The organism is Limnospira sp. (assembly GCF_051859755.1).
Lineage (GTDB): Bacteria > Cyanobacteriota > Cyanobacteriia > Cyanobacteriales > Microcoleaceae > Limnospira > Limnospira fusiformis.
The window spans coordinates 3,162-24,783 of the sequence record NZ_JBIMLI010000068.1 but is presented as its reverse complement, the minus strand read 5'-3'; the positions used below and the strand labels follow the sequence as shown (position 1 = coordinate 24,783).

Sequence of the window (21,622 nt, the reverse complement as noted above, 5' to 3'; positions counted from 1 at the left end):
AGTGGTCGCTTCTGGTAGTAGGTTCTACTTCACGCCTTCCGTTCCCCGCTTCAATCCTGGGGTTGTGATTCCCAAAACTGGGGGTGGCTATCGCCGTTACTCTCAACGCAATTGTTAAGAAATCATTAAGATTTTCAATTTAGCGTTTTGACCTTGAGTTCCCTGCCTTGTTTTGTATATTTCTATACTAAACGTTGGGACATATAAACAGTTATAGGGATGGTCAGGAGTGCGCTCCTTATATTCAACCAAGGGGTTGAAATCCCCACCGAGCGGTTATTTCAGGTATTGCAACCCTATTTCATGCCCGAACGTCTCGCACCCATGATTTCAATCTAGCAGAAAACTATGAAAGTTGATCATAATATCAGCCCAAACTAGATGCCCACACTACCTGAGTAGTTCTTGAATTATATTGTAGTGGGAGCATCAATTAACAATTAACTATAAAAACTGCATCAGGAAACTGGCAAGGCCCTTAGCACCTTTGGGTAATACCCCGCAATGAATCCATCAAGTTCTGATATTCAGGAGGATTAATCAACCCTGAACTGTAAAACTGTGCTAGACAGCTATTTAGGGCATTAAATGCTGTTTCCTTATCAATCCAGGACTTGCCCCCAAGCAGTGCCTCTTCTGGAGTGGAGTAGTCGTTATTGGAAGTTAGATGGTCACCGTAGGGCAGGATGATCTGCCACTTCCAACGGTGACGGAAACTGAGGGTTGATATCAGTAGCCCATAATAATCCTTGTGCATTGATTTTTGTTACCTAGGTGACAAAACTTAATTTTTATTTAACAATTGTATTATATTTTCTAATCAATATCAAGTTTGGGCGGCGTGATACCAAATCTTCACGAGTCGGTCAGATCCGCCACTAGCTATGGTTTTGCCGTCAAGACTAAATGCTAGGGATAATACGTCTGCTGAATGGGCGGCGATGGTTTCTAATAATGTGCCGTCGCCCAGTTGCCAAATGTCGATTTGGCCTTTACTGTTGCCAGTAATTAACTCTGTACTATCGGGTTTAAAGGCGATCGCAAATATATCGGCATCATCAGCCCGCAGGGTACGCCATAGCTTCCAGGTCTGGTCTTGTTGATGCCATAGACCGATGGAACCATCCCGACATCCTCCGGCTAACATTTGACCGTTAGGACTAAAAGCAACGGTTCTCACCCAGTCAGACCAACGGGGTAGGCTTCCTAATTCTTGTCTTTGCTGTAGGTTCCACAGGCGGACAGTTTTATCCCTAGAGGCGCTGGCTAGGGTCTGACCATCTGGGGAAAAGGCGAGTCCATAAATGCGATCGCTATGACCATAGAGAGTGTAGGAAGGCTTCCCTTTTTTGAGATCCCAAATTTGTATGGTTTTGTCCCGGGATGCGCTGGCTAGAATATCTCCCTGGGGGGAAAAGGCCACCTGTTCCACAGCATCTTGATGACCAATGAGCGTATACCAGCGTTTACCTTTTTTGAGATCCCAAATTTCCACAGTCTGATCGCGACTACCACTAGCTAAAATCTCTTCCTTCGGGGAAAAGGCGATCGATGTTACCCAATTTTCATGACCAGTTAGCGTGTACCAACGTTTCCCATTTTTCAGTCTCCAAATTTCTATAGTCAGATCTTGGCTACTGCTGGCCAGTATTTCCTGATCAGGAGAGAAAGCTACACAGGTGACTTGATTACGGTGTCCTGTCAGCGTATGTAGCAGTTTCCAGCTAGGTGATGACCGTTGAGGTTGAACACGGCTAGGTTTTGGTGGGGTGGGTGGCTGAGAAGTTCTAGCCGTCGGTGGTGGGGTGATTTGCTGACTGGTTCTAGCTGTCCGTGGTGGCGGTGGGGGCAGTGGTGGCCGCGGTACTCTCACCGATGCAGCCGGGCTAGGGAGTGCCGTATTATCAAAGTTATTAATATTAATGTTGTGCAGAATCGTCGGGGGTAGTCCACTAGGATGCAGTGCCCTCAGTACATTCAGCGGGGAATTATAGCGCTGGGAAGGTAGGGAAGCCACCATTCTATCTAAAACTAAGCCCAGTTTATTACTAACCGTATTTTCCTGTAAATAATCTCGCCAAACCCATTTATCTTGGTGAATATCATAGAGGTCAAAGGGCGAGATTTGGGTGAGTAAATATAAGCAAGTCACCCCCAAACTATAAATATCACTAGCATATATGGCTTGACCCCTAGTTTGTTCTGGAGCCACATATTCAGGACTGCCGATAATAGTTCCTGGTCCTGATAAGTTGGTGCTTTGTACTACTTTCGCCGCCCCAAAGTCCACTAATACCAACTTACCCGATGTCGAGCTATTTACTAATGTTTGAGATTGAATAATATTGGCGGGTTTAATATCCCTATGAATGACTTTATTTTGATGTATAAATTCTAAAACTGGCAAGAGTTCATCAAGTAGTTGAATTATTTGAGTTTCGTTAAAAGTTCCCTGGCTAATTACTAAGTCTTCTAAATTGGGGCCGTTAATATATTCTTGGACTAAGTATTGATTATTGTCCTGTTGAAAATGTGCCAGCAAATCTGGGATGTGGGGATGTTTTCCTAGTTCATCGAGACGCTGGGCTTCTTGGTGGAATAATTCCGCCGCTTTGCGAGTGGTTTCTACCCCTTGGGTTTGCGGGAAAAATTGCTTAATGACGCAGGGGGGATGGGAGGGTTTATCGTGATCAACTGCCAAAAATGTTTTCCCAAATCCGCCATGACCAATAGGTTTAATAGCCTGGTATCTCTCCCGTAGAAACAGTTTGGCACCACAGGTGAGGCAGAATTTAGCATCATCTGGATTTTGGGGATGAGAACATTGGGGATTGAGGCAATAACTCATGGTAGAAAATAATTACCAGGGGACTAGGTTGGGGTTTTTATTCTGTTTCTAAGCGGAAGGTTTGACCATTATGATTGGTGCGGTAAAGCCAATGGCGCTGACCATCAGACACTCGGACCCGCCAGCCATCTACTAACATTTGACCACATAATTCGTCTGGCTGGGCGAGTCCTAAACAGGTATTTGGCCAAGTATGTCTTTCGGCGGCGAGGATTTCGATTTCATCTGGGGAACTTCCAGTGCGATCGATGACATCTTGGCGCAATTTGGTGGTAATTTCCGGGGGGAGATCGGCTAAATTTTGGGAGGTTTCATCCATGATCATCACGGCTTCAGGGTTTTCTACCATAATGGGGTCTGGAGTAGGAGAGTCGGTTTTGACTAAAACCACATAGGCGACTAGGGCTAACACGCCTATCAGTAGGGCGAAGATGACCCGGGGAGGTTGTAGGTAGATGGGTCGGTCTGGCTGGTCTTGGTTGGCAGAATCCTGGGGCTTAGGTTTCATAACTAGGACTCGCAAAAACTAGATGATGACGCTTGGAAATATTATAGCTTAATAATTATGGGAAGGAAATGATACAGTATTAAATTAAGTACAATTGTGGGGGTTTGATGTATGGATGTACTATTAGAGGGGGGTGCAGTCCTGGAAAAACGGGATTATACCTTAATTGTGGATGTCAGCGAGAGTATGGCAATGGCTGGCAATAAAAAGGGGCAGTCTCGCTGGGAGTTAATGCGACAATCGATTTTAGAGTTGGCAACCTATTGCGAACATTTTGACCCGGATGGGATTACTTTATATTTATTTGCTGAAGAGTTTAAGCGCTACGATCGCATTACTTCTGACCATGTGGGAGAGGTTTTTGAGAATCATAAACCAGCCGGAAAAGCTGATTTAGCCTCGGTTCTCAAAGATGCCACTGATAGTTATTTTGCTAGACGGGCGACGGAACAATCACAGCCTAATGGTGAAACTATTTTTGTGGTGACGGGTGGGGAGATTATTAATACGTTATTGGAGGTTAAACGCATCTTGATTAATGCTTCCAATCAATTAACCCATGAGGAAGAGTTGGCTGTGGAAATGATTAGGGTGGGCTCTAGTGAAGAGGCTACGGCGTTTTTTAAGGTGCTTGATGATGAGTTAACGGCGGCGGGCGCTCGTTACAATATTTGTGATACAGTGAGTTTGGAAGATATGGAAGAGATTAGTTTGACGGATGTTCTATTGCGGGCAATTACTGATTAGATTTGAGGGGATTTCCTGGAAATAGGCAACCATTGGGGTTGCCTTGATTGATGTTATTGCGGATGCCATTTGATATTGCAACCAATACTGGGTTTTTGGTCGCTGTTGATGGGTTTGTCGGCGATAATGGCATCTAAAGCCGCCCGCAAATCTGCCCCGGTGACGGGTAAGTTATTCCCGGGGCGACTGTCATCTAATTGACCGCGATAGACTAATTGGCGATCGCTATTAAACAAGAAGAAATCGGGGGTACAGGCTGCTGTATAGGCTTGGGCTACTTCTTGGGTTTCATCGTAGCAGTAAGGGAAGGAAAAACCTACTGTTTCCGCTTGGTTTTTCAGGTGTTCGGGTCCGTCTTGGGGATGGGTTTTGATGGAGTTGGCGCTAATGGCAACTATTCCTATTCCTAGGGGTTGATAATCACGTCCTAATTGGGCTAGTTCATCTTGAATATGTTTAACGAAGGGACAGTGACAACATATAAACATGACTAGCAAGGCTTTTTTATCCTTAAATGTATCGACGGATATCATTTCCCCAGAGGTCACGTCTGGGAGTTGAAAATCTGGGGCGCGCGTCCCCAAACTTAACATGGTTGATGCTGTTAAAGCCATGATTCAAGATTCCTAATTTCTACTATTGGATAACATCTGTTATCATTATAGCGGATCATTCTCGACTCAGGTTAGGTAACGCCATGGCTGATAACTAGGATGTTTGGGGGTGGGGGGTAAGTTGACATGAAGGGAATGTGATATGATCTCAAATAGCCACCCATAAAATGGAGAGAGCTATTATGAGCGATATCATATCCCTAAATACTTCAACGGCTATTAAGTTGGATGATTATATCCAATATGCGGAGGGGGGAATTGTTAGCCGGGTTTTGCTGAAAGATGCTCACTGTCAATATACCCTATTTTGTTTGGGGGCTGGCACGGAAATTTCGGAACATACAGCTACCAAAAACGCGACGGTTAACGTTTTGGCAGGTCGCGGAATTTTAATTCTGGAGGGGAAAGAGATTACCTTAGAGGCGGGAGTGTTTGTATTTATGAAAGCCAACGCACCCCACGCCCTGAAAACTGAGGAAAATCTGGCATTTTTACTGACTCTTTCGGCTGGTAATGAGTAGGGAAATTAAGTGACTTTAGCGCCTTGGGTATCAATTGCAAGCGATCGCACATCTACCCCGATGTTATAGCCCCTCCAAGCCTCCCTCATAGCAGATACACATAAGTGGGTGTGGGGGGGGTCTGTGAGGGCTAGAAGGGTCGGTCCTGCCCCGCTAATGGCTAATTCGTAAGCGCCTGCATCTAAGGCGGCTTGTCTGACGGTATCATAACCCTGAATCAGAGATTGGCGGTAGGGCTGATGGATTTTGTCAGCCATAGCCACGCGCAACCAGTCTCCCTGTCCGGTTTCTAAGCCTCGGACTAATAAACCTAGGTGGGCGGTGTTGAAAATGGCATCGGCGCGGGTATAATGGGAGGGGAGGACGCTGCGGGCTTCGGCGGTGGATAGTTCAAAGTCGGGAATAGCGACGACGGGGACTATATCTTGATGCCAAGGAATTTCGCAGATCTGCCAGCGGTGGTTATGGTCGGCTACTGATAACTGACAGCCCCCCAACAGGGCGGGAACTACGTTGTCGGGGTGTCCTTCTATGGCGATCGCCATTTCCATAATTTCTGTTGGAGTTAGGGGGTTTCCGGCTAGGGTATTTGCACCCACTAAACCCCCGACAATTGCTGTGGCTGAACTTCCTAAACCTCTGGCGAGGGGGACTCCTAGTTTGATGTGAATTTTGACGGGAGGGGGAGTTTGATTGATGTGATGGTAGAATTTGAGAAAGGCTTGATAAACTAAGTTGCGATCGTCTGTGGCTACGCGATCGCTTTCTAGTCCTTCGGCGGTAATTTGGTGGGGTTTTTCTGTATCTGTTAAAGGCGAAAATTCTAGGGTATTATATAGGCTGAGGGCTGCACCAATACAATCAAACCCTGGTCCAATATTGGCGGTGGTGGCGGGGACGGTAACGGTAATTGGGTGAGACATTGAAAATGATGAATATGGGCTAATTTTGTGGGAAAATTAGGGATTTTATCCCTGGCTTGTAGTTATGCAGACCATGGCTAGTTATTCTGGGTCTTGGTTGGCTGAATTTTCGCCAATATTAAGATTCTTTTTGGACTCTTTTAATTCTTTCCAGAGTTGTTTGATTCTTTGGTAAGCCACTTCGGAACTCAGTTTACCATTGGTTTCTAACCCACAGATATAGTTCACCTTATGTGCAAACTCTTGGAGGTTAGAGTTAAACATCATATTTTGGGGGCTAAATTCTCCACGATAACGGGTTTTGGGGTAAAGAAATTCGTCTTTTTCGTTCATATATTTAGGCTGAATATGTTAGTTGGTATCCTGGGGGAAAGCTACTACTAACTCCCTCAAAAAAAATGCTATTCTGGCTACATTTTTAGGTGCTAGTAATATCATTAATGAAAATCAAGGACTGACACTTAGGGGGTATCTGGGTTTAAGTCTGACCGTGGTGATTATAGTATTTCAGGCGGGTTATACAAGGGAAAGGATTATATTTTTGACCAGTATTTATACTGACTCAATCCGATTAAATGATTAACTAAATCCGGGTCAACTTAGCTGAAGATCATATAGCATTATGTATTATATGTTAGGCGATACCAAAAGGGGAGTCAATATGTCTATGGGTTTAGACAAACTCCCCATGGTCAAAGAGGTTTCTAGCCTATTATAGGTTATTGTGGCGCACCATATCCCCCGCCGCCGGGAGTTTGGATGGTCAACACATCCCCTATACCCATAAGGGCGATCGCCGTACTACCGAGATCTTCAACAGTCCCATTTTGGCGAGTAATGGAATTACGCCCCACCATACCCGGTTCACCCCCAGCCATACCAAAAGGTGGAATGATGCGATGTCCCGATAGGATAGTGGCAGTCATTTCCTCCAAAAATCGAATTTGGCGGATAATACCATTACCACCGCGATAGTTTCCGCCGCCGCCGCTGTGGGGGCGAATAGCAAAAGCATCGATCAGAACTGGATAACGCCATTCTAACACTTCTGGATCAGTTAGGCGAGAATTAGTCATGTGAGTATGTACCGCGTCGGTCCCGTGAAAATTTGGACCTGCGCCAGATCCGCCGCAGATGGTTTCATAATACTGATAGCGATCGCTTCCAAAGGTCAAATTATTCATAGTTCCCTGGGAAGCCGCCATAACCCCCAAAGCGCCATATAAAGCATCAACCACAGCCTGAGAAGTTTCGACATTTCCCGCTACTACAGCCGCCGGAAATTTGGGGTTAAGCATACAGCCTTGAGGGATGACAATTTCCAAAGGTTTTAGACATCCAGCATTGAGGGGAATACTATCAGCCACCAAAGTCCGAAATACATACAAAACCGCCGCTTTACAAACCGCCTGGGGCGCATTAAAATTACTTTCCAATTGTCGAGAAGTTCCGGTGAAATCTATTTTGGCGCTGCGGTTTTGGCGATTAATGCTAATCGCGACTTGAATAACTCCCCCATTATCCAGAGGATAAATAAACTGACCATCCCGCAGAACATAAATAGCCTTTCTCACGCACTCCTCAGCATTATCCTGGACAAATTTCATATAAGCCTGGACTGTGGCTAACCCATATTGTGCGACCATTTTCTGTAATTCCGTCACCCCTTTTTCGTTAGCGGCAATTTGTGCTTGTAGGTCAGCAATATTAGTCTCCGGGTTCCGCGCCGGGTAGGGATGATGAGTTAATAATTTCAGCAATTCTGCTTCTCGGAATTTGCCACTATCAACCAACTGGAAATTATCGATTAAAATCCCTTCTTCCAATACTGTTTGACTATGGGGCGGCATAGAACCGGGTGTTATCCCTCCCAGGTCAGCATGATGACCGCGAGATGCCACATAAAATAAAATGTTTAATCCGGCGGTATCAAACACTGGAGTAATGACGGTAATATCAGGTAAGTGAGTCCCGCCATCATAGGGATTATTTAGCATATAAACATCCCCCGGCTTGAGAGTTTCGGCTTTGGCTTTAATTAGGCTGCGGACACTTTCTCCCATAGAGCCTAAATGTACAGGAATATGGGGAGCGTTAGCTACGAGTTCCCCCAATTCATCAAAAATTGCACAGGAAAAATCTAGGCGTTCTTTAATGTTAACTGATGATGCCGTATTTTGTAGGGTAATTCCCATCTGTTCCGCGATAAACTGAAACAGGTTTTTAAAAATTTCCAGACGCACGGGATCTGGTTTATTGGTCAAGGTATTGGTGTCAATGGGGGAGGTTTGGGGCTGGGAAATTTTGGCTAAAACTAAGTGATTGCGTTCGGTTAATTGGGCAGACCAACCTGGTTCTATAATATTAGTTCCGGTGGCTTCAAGAATAATCGCAGGTCCGATTACTTCATCTCCTGGCTGTAAAATCTCTCTGGGAAATACGGGGGTTTGTTGCCATTTCTGATTAGCAAACATAGGGACGGTAGCAATAGGAGATGGGGGTTGATCATTTCGACGAGATAATATGGTTTCCGGGGGATTTTCCATCTGGCGGACTACTTCGACGGATACAGATTCAACTATTAATTTTTTGTCGGCTTTGACAAAACCATAACGGGTGCGGTGTTCGGTTTCAAAGGCGGCTTTCATGGGTTCGACTTGGGGAGAAAATGGGACGGTTAGGGTGGAGTCAGTCCCCTGATATTTTAAATTAGCGCGATAAAAAACTATGTCGTTGGGGGAATTGTGGGGGTCAAGTTCCGATCGCATTTCGGTTTCTAAATCGGCTAAAACTGGGGTGATATCTGCTAATAAATGTTCGTTTAGCGTGGCTTCTATGGCTTTCTCGCGGATGTTACCTACATCTGCTAGGGCCATGCCATAGGCAGATAAAACGCCAGCGTAGGGATGAATAAACACCCGTGTAATGCCTAATGTATCTGCGATCGCACAGGCGTGTTGACCTCCTGCGCCGCCAAAGCAACAGAGGGTATATTCGGATACGTCATAACCCCGCTGTAGGGATATTTTCTTAATCGCATTAGCCATATTTTCTACGGCGATCGCAATAAAACCCGCCGCCACTTCTTCCGGTTGGCGAGGGTCTCCGGTGGCTTGAGTAATATCTGCGGCTAACTGGTTAAATTTGGCTTTAACTACTTCTGGGTCAAGGGGTGAATTGGCTTGGGGTCCGAATACTTGGGGGAAAAATTCGGGTCTAATTTTGCCTAACATTACGTTACAGTCAGTAACTGTTAAAGGTCCCCCACCACCATAGCAAGCGGGACCTGGATCAGCACCCGCAGACTCTGGACCGACACGATAGCGGAAACCGTCAAAGCATAAAATTGAACCTCCCCCGGCTGCTACAGTATGAATAGAAAGGATAGGCGTTCGCATTCTGACTCCCGCAATTTCGGTCTCAAATTGTCTTTCATATTCGCCATTATAATGCGCGACATCTGTGGATGTTCCACCCATATCAAAGGTGATAATTTTGTCAAAACCTGCCTGTTTACTGGTTTTCACTGCGCCGACAATGCCGCCAGCAGGTCCTGATAAAATGCTGTCTTTTCCTTGGAAGTTTTGGGCGTTAGTTAAAGCACCATTGGACTGCATAAACATTAATTTAGGCAGGTTTTGCGGCGGGCTAGATACTGCATCTTTTGGGGGCTGGTTGCCATATAATTCCTGGGCAACTTTATCAATATAACGCCTTAAAATGGGTGAGAGGTAAGCATCCACTACGGTGGTATCTCCCCGGCTGATTAGCTTCATGAGGGGGCTAATTTGGTGGGATGCGGAAATTTGGGTAAAGCCAATTTCGGCGGCGATTTCGGCGATTTTTTGTTCGTGTTTGGGGTAGCGGTAGCTGTGCATTAGGGCGATCGCACAACTGCGAATTCCGTCTTGATAAGCCTTTTTTAGGGCGATTTTTAAGGGTTCTAATTGGAGAGGTTGCAGTTCTTCCCCTTGGGCGCTGTAGCGTTCTTCTGCTTCGATTACCCTTTCATATAGCAGGGATGGTAAAATGATTTCTTGGGCAAAAATATCGGGGCGATTTTGATAGCCAATGCGGAGAGCATCTTTAAAGCCTTTAGTGATGATTAATAGGGTGCGATCGCCTTGGCGTTCCAGGAGTGCATTGGTTGCTACTGTGGTTCCCATTTTTACCTCAGAAATACAATTTTCTGGGATGGGTTCATGCAAACCAATTCCTAAAATTTCTTTGATACCAGCTACCACAGCATCCTGATAACGTTGAGGATTTTCTGATAGGAGTTTATGGGTCACTAAACTACCGTCTGGTTTGCGCGCGACAATATCTGTAAATGTACCGCCTCTATCTACCCAAAATTGATATTTATTTACTAAGTTTTCAGCCATTGAATAATCCCCAATCATGTGAATTGTTGACAGTTACTCTAGTCCCATTCTATATAGCCATTCTCAATCAATACAGAAATCAGCCCCCACCACCTTCTCACCTTCTGGGAGAGGGTGGTTAGGGGGTTAGGTGATCTGGTCTTATTTATGAGACAGTTGCTTTAGTCTTTGGTCGGGAGGTATGACTATATATTCACCATAAAAGAGACTAAATTCGATGGTATTGTGTATCAGTTTGATGAGACGATCGCCCCAAAGATGCGATCGGGATAATAACCGATGATTTTGCCAATTCTGTTGTTTCACCATAAAAACCCCCTGAATCAAAAATTGGGTATAAGTAGGGTCTAACCTACTGACAGACTCAATAGATATCCCTCAGATATTGGGTTGACAAATAAACCCCGGATTATTTAGAATAGCGGGATTCTAACCAAATTCTGACATCTTGTTCCGTATAAAAACGTTGATTGCGCCGAGTGAAAGGGTCATAAACATCCCAGACTAAATCACCATCTTGATCATAACTTTCAGAGATTCTGATATCCCCGCCACCCAGCAGAAAATTATACAATAAACTAGGTATTTTTTGCCACCAATTAACAATACCTTTTGTGGGGTAAATGCCGGAATAATTCACCAAAGCATTACCCGTCAATGGCATGGTACTACAAGCAGTTCGTTCCGTTGATTTCATCGCCACAATTCCTCCATGAATATTCAGTTGTAACAAACCATAAAGTAGAGGAGATGCTAACTTTAAACTCCCTTATTTATCGCGGTTCACATAAATAAGCGATCGCCAAAATAAGTAAATTTCGATCACTCTATAAAAAGTATGACCTACCTCAGCCAAAAATAACAGATGCAGTTATGATGAATTGTAGCCATAACAGTTTAATTTTTGGCAACTGTTATGGTAAGAAAATCAGCAACTGTATCCTTGTAAGGGATTTGGAGGTATGACCATGAAAGCCAGACCCGTGGAAAAGTCTCCCGGAGTGAATTTGTATGAACAGGTAGCCAACCGCATTCAGTCCCTCATTAAAGAAGGGACCCTGAAACCAGGCTCGCGCATTCCCTCAGTCCGCAAAATGCACCAACAGATGAGTGTTAGCATCACTACAGTATTAGAAGCCTATCGCCTCCTCGAAGACAGAGGGCTAATTGTCGCGCGTCCTCAGTCGGGGTACTATGTTCGCCATATTCTGTCACTTCCACCCGCAGAACCCACCTCCTCAGCCCCTCCGGGACTAGCCTGTAACGTAGATACCTCAATAGCTTTTAAGATCAATAAAGTCCTACGGGAACCAGGAATGATTAAACTCGGTGCCGCCGTCCCTGACCCGGAACTATTCCCCCTCGCCGCATTAAATCGACTGATGGGACAGGTAATGCGTCAAAACCCAGAAGTCTGTCACTCCTATAACGCGCTACCAGGGTTGGAACCTTTACGCGATGAAGTAGCCAGGAGATTAATGGATGCGGGTTGTTCCCTCACCCCAGACCAAATTTTGATTGTGAATGGGACGACAGAGGGGATGTATTTATCTCTACGCGCGATCACAAAACCGGGGGACACAGTGGCGATCGAGTCCCCATCCTATTATGGATTGTTAGAAATTTTGCAATCTCTACACCTAAAAGCCTTGGAACTTCCCACCCACCCGCGATCCGGCTTATCATTACCAGATTTGGAAAACGCCCTGAGTCAAGGTCAGGTGGCTGCTTGTGCGATCGTTTCCAATTTTAGTAATCCCCTGGGAAGCTGTATGGAAGATAGCAAGAAAAAAGCCTTAGTGGAAATTCTGGAACGCTACGATATTCCTTTGGTGGAAGATGACGTTTATGGAGATTTAGGTTTTGATGAGATGCGTCCGAAGGCGATTAAAGCGTTTGATAAAAAGGGTTTGGTTTTATATTGCTCTTCTTGTAGTAAAACCATTTCTCCCGGTTTGCGGGTAGGTTGGGTGGTCGCTGGTCGTTATCAAAACACCGTCGAACAACTCAAATTGTTTACTAACATTGTCACAGCGGCAGCTAATCAATTAGCGATCGCTGCCTTTTTAGCCAATGGAGGTTATGACCGCCATCTCCGACACCTACGACGGGCTTATGGGGAACAGGTTTTACGAATGACTCAGGCAATTTGTGATTATTTTCCCCCAGAAACTAAAGTAACGCGCCCCACAGGAGGTCACGTCTTATGGGTAGAACTTCCACCCCATTTTGATGCGATCGCACTTTACCAAGAAGCCTACCAACGCCAAATTAGCATTGCTCCTGGTACCATGTTTTCTGCATCAGGAAACTATCAAAACTGCTTTCGCTTAAATTGTGGTTTACTTTGGTCTCCCAAAATAGATATGGCTATGAAAACTTTAGGAGAACTAATTGCCAATCAAGACTCTGATAAAACTCGGTTACGCCCGCTATTTTTCGCTTGATCCAATCCCCTATCTGCACTTAATATCAGGTCTTCTGGTGATAAATCATCCCCAATAATTTGACTGGCAACTCCCGCGCTAAGGGTAATACATGAACCAATCTCAGACCCACAGTGGGGGATATTTTTAGCCAAAACCTTCAGGCGAATTTGGTTCGCTACATTCAGGGCTTCTTTTAATTTAAGACCCGGTAGGATAATCGCAAACTCTTCACCACCGTAGCGGGCGGCTAAGTAGGGCTTTTGCTTATGAGAAGCCGTGATAGCTTCTTGAATAGCTTTGGCAATTCTTGGCAGACATAAATCTCCCGCTAAGTGACCATAATTATCATTGTAGGGCTTGAAAAAATCTATGTCTAAGAGAATTAAAGAGATGGGTTGTCCTTTTTGGCTTGGTAAAGTATGTTCCATATAAAGATAGAACTTACGTCGATTTGCTAATTGCGTTAAATCATCCAAAAAAGCTAGTTCTTTCAGCTTTCTGTTTTCTTGCTGTAGCTGCCGAATCCTGATATTTTGATAGTAAATCTTACGATACAGTTTCCGCTAGAGCAATATTGTGGAGGATGTTAATGGGATATTGATCAATATTCTCCATGGTATTACTATCAACTAAAATGTCCTGAACTATTGGGCGATTTAGGATGTCAATATTCATGGTAGTATTATCTTGATAGTTCCTCGAAAAATGGGGATGTTCATGATGCAAGTTTTGGTGATTATTTAAACCCAACTTGCTGACCATTTTAGTGAAGATGACTTCCAGCTTGGACTTCAGATTAATTTCCTGGAAATATCTTGACTTTTCGATGGAAATAAGATTTAATAGTTGTGGGTTCAGAATCACGGTTAACTTACCTATCTCTCGGTTTCAACAATATCGATTATTGACGATCTGCCGTAAGATTGCCGTGACGACTATCCGCCGATACCGTGATAATCCTGAAAAAGTCTCGTGATCGGCTAGTTTGAATGATTGTGATCATTTGACCAAATTTATGTGACTGTGATCACAATGGGCTAAAAACCTGTCTGAGGGTAGATACGGAGAAATTCCCACCCAAAATGGCGAAGCAGGTTAATATTGTGGTAGATACTCACGAGGCAATCAATCTATGTCACCTTGGCCAAGCCTAATCACTGCATCTGCGCTTATCCTATACCTGGTTGTCACCATCAACGTAGGTAGAGCTAGAATGAAATATAAGGTTATGCCTCCTGACATGACAGGCGATCCCAACTTTGAAAGAGTTTTGCGGGTACAGCAAAATACCCTAGAACAGTTAATTATGTTCCTTCCAGCGTTGTGGCTGTTTTCTGAGTTTGTCAGTCCCTTAGTGGCTGCGGGTTTGGGGGCAGTATGGATAGTTGGGCGCATTCTCTATGCGTGGGGATACTATCAGGCGGCGGAAAAGCGGATGATTGGCTTTGGGGTCAGTATCTTATGCTTATTTTCCCTATTGGGGGGGTCTCTAATCGGAATTATCATCCCCTTGGTTAAACAACTGATCTAAATTCGTGGAGTCAAGGACATGGCAGAGAATCAGCCAGAAGATCCGATCATGTTTAGGATCAGCGATCGCCTCTTTCAACAATTAACCGAATTTACCGAAACCCTAGAATCCGAGGATATGAACCCGCGTCCCAATTCCGAGGGCGATCGGACAGTCAACCCGCCAACGGACTTAACCAGTTTACCGCTACCCTCGGAGTCCCCCAATTCCCCATCTGAATAACTTAATTAACGAATGGCTGATCTCGAACAATTAAAATCTGCCTTGGTCAGGACTAAAAATCCTAACCAAATATCTGCCCTAATTGTTGATTTCACCCACCAAGAGATACTTAGTGTCTACCATCAACTACCGTCCCAAAAGCAGCAACGAATTTGTCAAATTTGGGCGATCGAATTTGAATCAGGGTGACAATTAGTAAGGGTAAAGTGCATCCATGTCAGAACCCAACAATCATCCTTCATCATTACAGTATCAAAATGAATCTCCCCCTCATTCCTCCGCTTTCACAGAGGAAGAAAACGAGATACCTACAGTCACCGACTCCGAATCTTTATTTAATCACACATCAGGCTTAGTTCCCTATCTGGGTTGGGTGAGTGTTTTATCATTAATTGTCGCTATGGTCATGTTTGGAAATGACCTAGGGGCGATCGCGATTATTTATGTAATTATCACCATTTTCTGTGCGGCTTTATCCTACCGATATCCCCGCCAAGGATTATGGGGTTTACTGATTTATTTACCTTTGGCGGGGACGATCGCCTATTGGGTAGGGGATGATCGACCTATTTTTCACTTACTAAAAAATATATTATTTTACATTCCCGCCCTTTTAGGAATGCTGGTTGTCTTAATTCGTGAAGGCAAAGCAATTCTGATTAATAAACATCTCAAAATCCCGCTATTAATCTTTGTAGGGATTGCTTTAATTAACCTAATTATCGTCAATGGAGGGCAACATTTTAGTGATGACCCTAGGGGAATTCCCATAGTTATGGGGATTTTCGGATTAGCCATCTTAATCGGATATATCCCCCTAATCACCTGTGGATATTACCTGATCCGTAAAAGTCAAGATGTCTATTTCCTCAATCGTTTACAGGTAGTTTTAGCCATAGTATGTTGTCTGCTAGGTATCGCTCAATTTTGGTTAGTCATCACAGGTGTTTGTCCTGACAATAGCGGCTTAGAACCCCATCTTTTACTAACAGCCAACCTACAGCGCAAGTGTCTAGTTGGGGGTTCTTTGGGCTACCTACCAGAAGCCAATTTTATCCGACTTCCCGGAACCTTTGTCTCGCCGTGGCATTGGACATGGTTTTTAATTTCCAGTGCCTTTTTTGCTTTTCTAACTGCCCTCAATGACCCGAAAATCACTTGGCAGATAACTGGCGGATTTTCCCTATTCTTAATCATGATAAATGCCGTCATCTCAGGTCAGAGAACCGCTTTTTTGGCCGTACCTGTGGTGCTGATATTATTAATGGTTGCCACCAGTCATATATCTCGTTGGAAGCGATTATTAATTAGCTTTTTAGCCATCGGACTATTTTTGTTAACTACCCTCGTCATATTTCCCAATCTAGCCGAGGGACGAATTGAAAGTTTTACCGGACGCTGGATAGCATCCCCCCCTCCCGAATTTGTCATAGATCAAACTCAGTGGACTCTCAGAAATAGCGGAGGCTTATTAGGTAATGGACTCGGACGAGGGACTAATGCCACCCGCAGTCTAGGTAGCACACGGCTACTAGAAACCTATTATTCTAAACTCATCTACGAATTAGGCATCATAGGAGCGATCGCCTTTTTAATATTGGTAACCACCCTGATGATCGAAGGTTTCAAATCTTATCATCAAGTCCGCAATTCTCATCTGAGAAATGATGGTATTGTCTTCTGGATTTTTATTATCATTATCGGTTACAACCCCTACTGGTATCCTCTCGATACCGACCCCGTTGCCGTTTATTACTGGTTGATTGCTGGGGTGATGTTGAAACTACCCAGCTTAACCGAATAAGCGTTGTTGCTTGTTTAAATCAGCTTCTCCCAGATAAATTTGGCGCTGACCTTTGGGAATAGTAATCCAACCCAAATCTTGTAGGCGGTTAGTCAGATTAGAAATACTCACCCCCAACTCATCCCTAATACTGTAGAGATGAGACCACTTACTGAGATCGCGACCCGATCGCTTTTCCTCCAAAATATGACGAGGCATCAGCAGACAACTGGCAAAATATTGAGCCTGCCATTCAATGGAAGCAATTTGAGAGGAAACCGCACCACTGCGACAGACAAATGGTTCCTGGGCTGTTGAGGATGACCAACCGTAATTTCCCAGATTCAATTCTAACTGTCGAGCTACCCCGTCCACCTCATCCTGATTAATATGAAGGACCCAGTGTCCGATTTCATGGGCGATCGTAGACTCGATAAACCCTTGGGGTTTTTCTAAAATCTCTTCGTTAATCTCAATTTGTCTAGCGGCGGGAATAATGCGGGCGGCGATCGGCCCTTGTTCGTCCGCTGGTATGTAATCCCATACTACCCCCAAATCTAAAAAGTCCGCCACCAAACTCGACTCAAAAGGCCACTGAGGAGCAAAATTAGGGGTAGCCGCCATGCGCTGAAGAATCTGATCAGCGCGACGTTCAATAGATTCTTTCGCATAAAAGCGATAGGGTTTGAGAATACTCACTGATCTTTCCCCGAAGCTGCATCAAATACCTGTTTAGCAAAATTAGGGTTTTCCTGAAGTCGTCGAAATAGCGCTGTGATCTCCCGGTTATTCTGTTTGAGGAAATTCTCGTAATGGTGGGGAATGCGTCCCGCCAAAAAGATTAACTCCTCCTCATCTATGCCCAAATTTCGCGCTAAACCCCGGATTACCTCCTCTTTGGGAGCATAATCAGCGCGATCGTTCTCTAGCTTTGATAGATAGGTAAAGTCCACACCAAGCAACCCCGCCAGTTCTCGCTGGGAGTAGCCCCTATCCTTGCGAGCCTGACGGATCAATTTACCAAAAGTTTGTGTTTCGTCCACGGCATTGTCCTCCTGGTCTCTATTATAAGACACCTTGAACAAAATTTCAACTGATAACTTGACGAAACCATCAACACTTGTTAGTATAGATGTAGTTGAACAAAGCATCAACTGCCAAGGCTCTACTGATAGCGCTCAACTGTCAATAAAACCACATCATGCCATAGATGTAGAGTCTAAGGCTTCCAGATGTTGGGTGAAATGGCGAACCGGAGGACAGATCCCATGCTCAGGACTTGGACTGATACCCATTACCAACTAAATGATCACGACTGGCTCTATATTGCCACCCATGAGGAACTAGGTTCAGCGTCCCTAGTCTGTCCGGGTTATACGCGCGACGGTACAGGATTTAGCATTCATTTTACTGCCGCTCACACGGAGACTTTAGAGAAACTGATCGCCGCCTTAAAGATTTTGAAAGCACAACCCCAACCATTATCTACTTATCCCGAACCAGAAAAAACAGTTTCTGTGATTCGCTAAACGCTGATTTTGTCCACATTTTCACGAGTTGTAGAAACCATGAATAAAACTAACGAAAAACCCACAATTTCTGTATTTGGAAGTAAGCACAAAGAAGCGATGCTAGTGCCGGAAATGCCGATCGCTGTCCGTAATAATTGCCAATCGGGAAAATGGATGATTGGAGATGAAGAATATGGCTCTAAATGCTCGATGACGATTATCAAATTTAGCAAATTTTTTGGCAGTTTAGGGCAAACTAACAACACATTATGGGGACAAATTTGGTTTGTAGCTGAATCGGGAGAACTCCCCCAAGGTGTTGTATTGGTCACTTATATTAAAAGTCGCTCTCTCAGTGATTTTAACCGGTTGGTGGCTTCTGTACAAAGCCAAGGTGTAGAACCTGCTATGGGGATTTTTGTGCCGGAATTTGTCCGCCATTCTGGTCAGAAACCGGATGAAAATGGAGTGGTAAAACCGATTAATTACTATAGTTTAAAGTGGTCTTGGGTAGAACGTAGTGATTGGTCGATTTTAGAACAGGCGGCGGCGGTTTTAGCTGATCCGGCTAACCTGTCCCGTATGATTGATTTGGAAGGAACCCGACAAATGATCTGTTTGGATAATTTGTCACCCCATGAAGTGGCTTGTTTAATGGCGGCTCATTCTCCCTCAGATCGCGACAATGAGATGATGTTACCTCCGGTTAATGATCAACAAGTTCCGGTAGCAGTGTCTTAGGGATTGAATCGGATGGATAGCTTAACTCTCCTCTTACCGAGGGGAGGGTTAGCCAGTTGAAATTTAGAGGGTATCTGATGAAAAATGTAGTCCGGTTAACGCGAAAGGATTTGTGGGAACGTCAACTGCTGGAAAACTTGAGTTTAAGCGATCGCCTCCGAAATCATACCCTAGAAGATATCTCCAGTCTATCTGATGATTTGCAACATATTAGTTTTGTGGTAAAATCGATTCAGACAAACTATCAGGCTGTTCTCGAAGAAAATCAACGTTTGAAGTCTTTGCTAATCGGATTAATGGATGGTTGCTATTGCTGGGAAGGTAATCGCTGCCCCAATTGCCGCGCCATTTTAGCAACTTTAAACCCGGATCAACCCCCTAGAAGTGAGCATACCAAAAACTCAGACCCAAGTATCGCTAAAATCCGCAGATTTGCCGATACCCAGGAGAGTTAAGTTAGCCATTTTTGGGGTATTTTCTGACTCTAAAATTAGCATTTGAGGTGAAATAATGAGCAAATTAGCATCTTTAGAAACCCAGTCTCAAATTATGGCGGCGTTCTCTAAAATTATTAGCGATCGCCAAAATATAGTTTCCAAGGTAGCCACGAAAGAAGAACAAGCGGAACGGGAGAAACGGAAACAGGTTCTGGAACAGGCGGCGACTTATACGGTTGATAGCCTGGTGAAAGGATTAGCAGATTTACAGCTAGATTTTAGTGGTGTAATCACGGAACTCTCGGAAAAACTGGAAACCGAATCTGCGAAATTAGATGCTATTAAACGCGGCATTAGTATTCAATCTCAGCAACTGGAAGAACTCCAGAAAATTCGGATGGTGGCTGATGTTTTGCATCTGGTAACGCAAGAACATCAAGAAAAGATGAACCGGCTAGAGACACAAGCCAGCCAACGCCAAGAAAGCCTGGAAAAAGAGATAGCTAGGGAACGGAAGTTATGGGAAAAAGAACAAGAGGACTTTGAGACTGCTGCGGCTGAATATCAAGAAAATACGGCGAAACATCGTCAGCAGGAAGCGGAAGATTATAGCTATAATTTACAGCGACAGCGACAAATTGAAACTGATCAATATGAGGAAGCGAAACGTCGCTTAGAACGTCAAATTGAAGAAACGACTAAAGAACATGAGAAAAATTGGCGGGAAAGGGAAAAAGCGTTGAATGCGGAACAGGCTAAATTTGAGAGCGATCGCCAACGGGTGGCGACCTTTAAGGAAGAGTTAAAACAGGCTTTAAATAAAGCCAAAGAAGAGGCGATTCAAGAAGCTACTCGCGAGGCAAAAGTGAAGGCGGATCTGTTGGCTAAGGAATGGGAATCTAATCAACAGGGATATGAATTGCAAGTGGCATCTTTAGAAGCAACTATTGAGCGACAAAATGAACAAATCACGAATTTGTCGGCACAGTTACAGGAAACCATGAAACAGGCTCAAGATTTGGCAATGAGAGCGTTTTCTGGGAATCGTAACAATCAATAATTGATGAGAAACTAAACTAGGATAAAGCGGAGATTAATTATCATGGCAAAAATTAGCGATCGCAACACAAAAGCCGAAATTTTAGCAGCCTATCATGAACTGCAAAAAGAACAGGAAGCTCTGAAAGCAGAGATTAGTAAATCCCCCGCCGCCGCGCCACCACCGCCGCCTACACCCCCAGCAACTACACCCGTGAAGACGGTTACACCACCCGCACAACCTCCTAAGTTTAATAAGTCAAAATTGCAATCTACCCTAGATAACTTAACTATACTTCAGTCAAGTTTTGGGGGGGTAATTAGTGAATTATCAGACCAGTTAACCTCAGAAGCTACCCGACTGCAAGAATTACGAAATGGGGTAGCAGAGGCGGAACAGCATTTGCTAGAACTGCATAATATTGAGTCAATAAGTGATGATACTTTAGATGTTTTAATTGAGCAGTATCATCAGAGTTTTAAAGAATTTGAGGAGGAATTAAGCGATCGCCAGGAGACTTTAGAACAGGAATGGCAAGGACAACAAGCCACCTGGAAGAAGGAAAAAGAAGAACATCAACAGTTAGTTAAAGAACGCAATCAGACGGAGACTAAAAACCGGGAGCGTGACCAGGAAAGTTATCAATATAACCTCCAGCTTGAGCGAGACTTAGACGAAGAACAATATCAACAAAATCAGGCGGAACTCTACCAACAGCTTGAGGAATTGCAACAGCAAAAGCAGCAAGAATGGTTAGAAAGAGAAACAGCGATCGCTCAACGAGAACAAGAACACTTAGAAGTTAAAACTAAGGTGGCAGAATTTGAGCAAAACCTGGAAGATGCCATTAAAAAAGGTAAAGACATGGGGCGTAATATCGGAAATTATCAAGCTAAAATTAAGGCAGATTTATGGGGTAAAGAAGTGGAAGGGCAAAAACAGTTCTACGAACTGCGAGTTAAATCCCTCAGCGAAACCATTAGCAATCAAGAAAATCGCATTCAAAGCATCTCCAAACAACTAGACTCGGCTCTAAAACAAGTTCAAGATTTGGCGGTGAAAGCGATCGAAGGTTCCTCTAATTCTAATTCATTCCAAGCCATGAAAGAAATCGCCTTAGAACAGGCGAAAAATCAACAAAAGGGTAAATAGTCCCATAGGGGCGGGTTAACTAACATGAATCAACCCGCCTACTATATGGAGATATAATTAATAATTAATAATTAATAATTAATAATGGTGGGTGAGGGCGGGTTTATTAATCTTCTGGTTGGGAAGTATAATTGACAGCCCTAGGTGGAGGGCGGGTTTATTAATCTTCTGGTTGGGAAGTATAATTGACAGCCCTAGGTGGAGGGCGGGTTTATTAATCTTCTGGTTGGG

Annotated in this window: 26 protein-coding genes; 13 read left to right on the top strand and 13 right to left on the bottom strand. The window is 44.2% G+C overall.

Features of this window, described 5'->3' with window-relative positions; translation table 11 throughout:
* Positions 1-478: 478 nt before the first annotated feature.
* The 3 genes from ACTIE0_RS13380 to ACTIE0_RS13370 form a co-directional block, all read right to left on the bottom strand.
* Positions 479-757, bottom strand: coding sequence for a hypothetical protein (locus ACTIE0_RS13380; protein ID WP_006621852.1), 279 nt, complete (start codon positions 755-757; stop codon positions 479-481).
* 69 nt (positions 758-826) lie between these two features.
* Complete coding sequence (locus tag ACTIE0_RS13375) at positions 827-2,848, bottom strand: WD40 repeat domain-containing serine/threonine-protein kinase (protein WP_006668844.1); 2,022 nt, start codon at positions 2,846-2,848, stop codon at positions 827-829.
* A gap of 37 nt (positions 2,849-2,885) precedes the next feature.
* Positions 2,886-3,356 (bottom strand): hypothetical protein, encoded by a 471-nt coding sequence (locus ACTIE0_RS13370; protein WP_006621850.1) that lies wholly within the window; start codon positions 3,354-3,356, stop codon positions 2,886-2,888.
* A 111-nt stretch (positions 3,357-3,467) separates the two neighbouring features.
* Between ACTIE0_RS13370 and ACTIE0_RS13365 the strand changes: the two genes are divergently transcribed.
* Complete coding sequence (locus ACTIE0_RS13365) at positions 3,468-4,103, top strand: vWA domain-containing protein (protein ID WP_006621849.1); 636 nt, start codon at positions 3,468-3,470, stop codon at positions 4,101-4,103.
* 53 nt (positions 4,104-4,156) lie between these two features.
* On the opposite strand, the gene ACTIE0_RS13360 is transcribed toward ACTIE0_RS13365, so the two are convergent.
* Entirely contained in the window at positions 4,157-4,717 is a 561-nt protein-coding gene (locus ACTIE0_RS13360) for a thioredoxin family protein (RefSeq protein ID WP_006621848.1), read from the bottom strand.
* 182 nt (positions 4,718-4,899) lie between these two features.
* Between ACTIE0_RS13360 and ACTIE0_RS13355 the strand changes: the two genes are divergently transcribed.
* A complete protein-coding gene (locus ACTIE0_RS13355) occupies positions 4,900-5,238 on the top strand; it encodes a cupin domain-containing protein (protein ID WP_006621847.1) in 339 nt (112 codons plus the stop codon).
* 5 nt (positions 5,239-5,243) lie between these two features.
* On the opposite strand, the gene thrB is transcribed toward ACTIE0_RS13355, so the two are convergent.
* Positions 5,244-6,161 (bottom strand): homoserine kinase, encoded by a 918-nt coding sequence (gene thrB / locus ACTIE0_RS13350; RefSeq protein ID WP_006621846.1) that lies wholly within the window; start codon positions 6,159-6,161, stop codon positions 5,244-5,246.
* Between the two features lie 81 nt (positions 6,162-6,242).
* Entirely contained in the window at positions 6,243-6,494 is a 252-nt protein-coding gene (locus ACTIE0_RS13345) for a DUF7219 family protein (RefSeq protein WP_006621845.1), read from the bottom strand.
* 22 nt (positions 6,495-6,516) lie between these two features.
* Between ACTIE0_RS13345 and ACTIE0_RS13340 the strand changes: the two genes are divergently transcribed.
* Complete coding sequence (locus tag ACTIE0_RS13340) at positions 6,517-6,744, top strand: hypothetical protein (protein WP_006621844.1); 228 nt, start codon at positions 6,517-6,519, stop codon at positions 6,742-6,744.
* A 136-nt stretch (positions 6,745-6,880) separates the two neighbouring features.
* On the opposite strand, the gene ACTIE0_RS13335 is transcribed toward ACTIE0_RS13340, so the two are convergent.
* From ACTIE0_RS13335 to ACTIE0_RS13325, 3 genes are all read right to left on the bottom strand, one after another.
* A complete protein-coding gene (locus tag ACTIE0_RS13335) occupies positions 6,881-10,546 on the bottom strand; it encodes a hydantoinase B/oxoprolinase family protein (protein WP_006668842.1) in 3,666 nt (1,221 codons plus the stop codon).
* Positions 10,547-10,687: 141 nt separating this feature from the next.
* Positions 10,688-10,855: a hypothetical protein gene (locus ACTIE0_RS13330; RefSeq protein WP_155839093.1), complete on the bottom strand. Its 168-nt coding sequence runs from the start codon at positions 10,853-10,855 to the stop codon at positions 10,688-10,690.
* Positions 10,856-10,955: 100 nt separating this feature from the next.
* Positions 10,956-11,243, bottom strand: coding sequence for a hypothetical protein (locus ACTIE0_RS13325; RefSeq protein ID WP_006668841.1), 288 nt, complete (start codon positions 11,241-11,243; stop codon positions 10,956-10,958).
* A gap of 271 nt (positions 11,244-11,514) precedes the next feature.
* Between ACTIE0_RS13325 and ACTIE0_RS13320 the strand changes: the two genes are divergently transcribed.
* Complete coding sequence (locus ACTIE0_RS13320) at positions 11,515-12,993, top strand: aminotransferase-like domain-containing protein (protein ID WP_035759901.1); 1,479 nt, start codon at positions 11,515-11,517, stop codon at positions 12,991-12,993.
* Here the strand turns inward: ACTIE0_RS13320 and ACTIE0_RS13315 are convergent.
* Together ACTIE0_RS13315 and ACTIE0_RS13310 are read right to left on the bottom strand one after the other, a co-directional pair.
* Positions 12,948-13,451, bottom strand: coding sequence for a GGDEF domain-containing protein (locus tag ACTIE0_RS13315; RefSeq protein WP_008056766.1), 504 nt, complete (start codon positions 13,449-13,451; stop codon positions 12,948-12,950). The two genes, ACTIE0_RS13320 and ACTIE0_RS13315, sit on opposite strands and share 46 nt — an antisense overlap.
* 70 nt (positions 13,452-13,521) lie before the next feature.
* Positions 13,522-13,839, bottom strand: a complete 318-nt coding sequence (locus ACTIE0_RS13310; protein WP_228116458.1) for a hypothetical protein — start codon at positions 13,837-13,839, stop codon at positions 13,522-13,524.
* Between the two features lie 268 nt (positions 13,840-14,107).
* Between ACTIE0_RS13310 and ACTIE0_RS13305 the strand changes: the two genes are divergently transcribed.
* The 4 genes from ACTIE0_RS13305 to ACTIE0_RS13290 are packed head-to-tail and all read left to right on the top strand — an operon-like array spanning position 14,108 to position 16,532.
* Positions 14,108-14,506 carry an MAPEG family protein gene (locus ACTIE0_RS13305; RefSeq protein ID WP_006668838.1) on the top strand — a complete coding sequence of 133 codons (399 nt, stop codon included), beginning with the start codon at positions 14,108-14,110 and terminating at the stop codon, positions 14,504-14,506.
* Between the two features lie 18 nt (positions 14,507-14,524).
* Entirely contained in the window at positions 14,525-14,728 is a 204-nt protein-coding gene (locus ACTIE0_RS13300) for a hypothetical protein (RefSeq protein ID WP_006668837.1), read from the top strand.
* A gap of 12 nt (positions 14,729-14,740) precedes the next feature.
* Positions 14,741-14,917 (top strand): hypothetical protein, encoded by a 177-nt coding sequence (locus ACTIE0_RS13295; RefSeq protein WP_006621834.1) that lies wholly within the window; start codon positions 14,741-14,743, stop codon positions 14,915-14,917.
* A gap of 25 nt (positions 14,918-14,942) precedes the next feature.
* Positions 14,943-16,532, top strand: a complete 1,590-nt coding sequence (locus ACTIE0_RS13290) for a hypothetical protein (protein ID WP_006621833.1) — start codon at positions 14,943-14,945, stop codon at positions 16,530-16,532.
* On the opposite strand, the gene ACTIE0_RS13285 is transcribed toward ACTIE0_RS13290, so the two are convergent.
* Positions 16,521-17,210, bottom strand: a complete 690-nt coding sequence (locus ACTIE0_RS13285; RefSeq protein WP_006621832.1) for a M78 family metallopeptidase domain-containing protein — start codon at positions 17,208-17,210, stop codon at positions 16,521-16,523. The two genes, ACTIE0_RS13290 and ACTIE0_RS13285, sit on opposite strands and share 12 nt — an antisense overlap.
* Positions 17,207-17,554, bottom strand: coding sequence for a helix-turn-helix domain-containing protein (locus ACTIE0_RS13280; protein WP_039932693.1), 348 nt, complete (start codon positions 17,552-17,554; stop codon positions 17,207-17,209). The genes ACTIE0_RS13285 and ACTIE0_RS13280 overlap by 4 nt, the downstream gene beginning before the upstream one ends.
* Positions 17,555-17,779: 225 nt before the next feature.
* Here ACTIE0_RS13280 and ACTIE0_RS13275 point away from each other — a divergent pair, with 225 nt between their 5' ends.
* From ACTIE0_RS13275 to ACTIE0_RS13255, 5 genes are all read left to right on the top strand, one after another.
* On the top strand, positions 17,780-18,040 hold the full coding sequence (locus ACTIE0_RS13275; RefSeq protein ID WP_006621830.1) for a hypothetical protein: 261 nt from the start codon (positions 17,780-17,782) through the stop codon (positions 18,038-18,040).
* A gap of 39 nt (positions 18,041-18,079) precedes the next feature.
* Complete coding sequence (locus ACTIE0_RS13270; RefSeq protein ID WP_006621829.1) at positions 18,080-18,763, top strand: hypothetical protein; 684 nt, start codon at positions 18,080-18,082, stop codon at positions 18,761-18,763.
* 77 nt (positions 18,764-18,840) lie between these two features.
* Positions 18,841-19,218, top strand: a complete 378-nt coding sequence (locus ACTIE0_RS13265; RefSeq protein ID WP_006668835.1) for a hypothetical protein — start codon at positions 18,841-18,843, stop codon at positions 19,216-19,218.
* A gap of 55 nt (positions 19,219-19,273) precedes the next feature.
* Complete coding sequence (locus ACTIE0_RS13260) at positions 19,274-20,260, top strand: coiled-coil domain-containing protein (protein ID WP_006668834.1); 987 nt, start codon at positions 19,274-19,276, stop codon at positions 20,258-20,260.
* Positions 20,261-20,302: 42 nt separating this feature from the next.
* On the top strand, positions 20,303-21,391 hold the full coding sequence (locus tag ACTIE0_RS13255; RefSeq protein WP_006668833.1) for a coiled-coil domain-containing protein: 1,089 nt from the start codon (positions 20,303-20,305) through the stop codon (positions 21,389-21,391).
* The last annotated feature ends 231 nt before the right edge of the window (positions 21,392-21,622 follow it).